General features: G+C 39.4%; 2 pseudogenes. Both read left to right on the forward strand.

Annotation, left to right across the window (positions count from 1 at the left end):
• Positions 1-247: 247 nt before the first annotated feature.
• Positions 248-442: pseudogene (locus R7190_RS28330) on the forward strand (IS630 family transposase); the annotation flags it as partial.
• Positions 438-524, forward strand: a pseudogene (locus R7190_RS31430) (IS3 family transposase); the annotation flags it as partial. The pseudogenes R7190_RS28330 and R7190_RS31430, both read left to right, overlap by 5 nt.
• Between the last annotated feature and the right edge of the window lie 115 nt (positions 525-639).

Genomic DNA, 639 nt, shown 5'->3' on the forward strand with positions numbered 1-639 from the left:
CAAGGTTATCCGAATACCTATACACGACCTCAACTTTAAAGCTAAGGTGGTGCTCATGATGAAAGGTACTTGTTGTTGAACTGACATCCAGTTCTGCTTTGAGGATTAAGCCCCTCTTTGGCTATTGGGTTTTCGGCTACATCTTAAAACGGCAACAGATCGCTATGCAAACCAAGTTTCATTAGCTTTTGATAAAAAGAAAATCTCATCGGTGAAGTATGCTTGAGATTAAAAAAATGGGAAGGCAAATTTAAATCCAATCGAGCGGTTATGGAAAGTGATGAATGAGCATGCGAGGAACAATATTTACTTCTCCTCGAAGGCTGAATTTACAACGGCTATTAATGAATTTTTCAATGTAACGTTGCCAGAAGTTGCAGGCTCACTGGTATCCCGAATTACGGATAATTTTCAGATTTTGAAACCTGCATCTTCAAGTTGAGCGAGTATATAATCGGACGAGAAGGCACAGTGCTCTTGGGTATCTAAGCCCAGTTAACTTTGAACAGAAAAATGTCGCTTAATGAAGTGTCCAGTCTGGCTGGAGCAGATCATCAAGACTCTTTGGGTGAAAGAACGGATTGTATTAAGTTATGTAGATGCTGCGTAAATGGTTCTCGACTATAACTTTGTTTAAAA

The organism is Vibrio sp. 1078-1 (assembly GCF_033340475.1).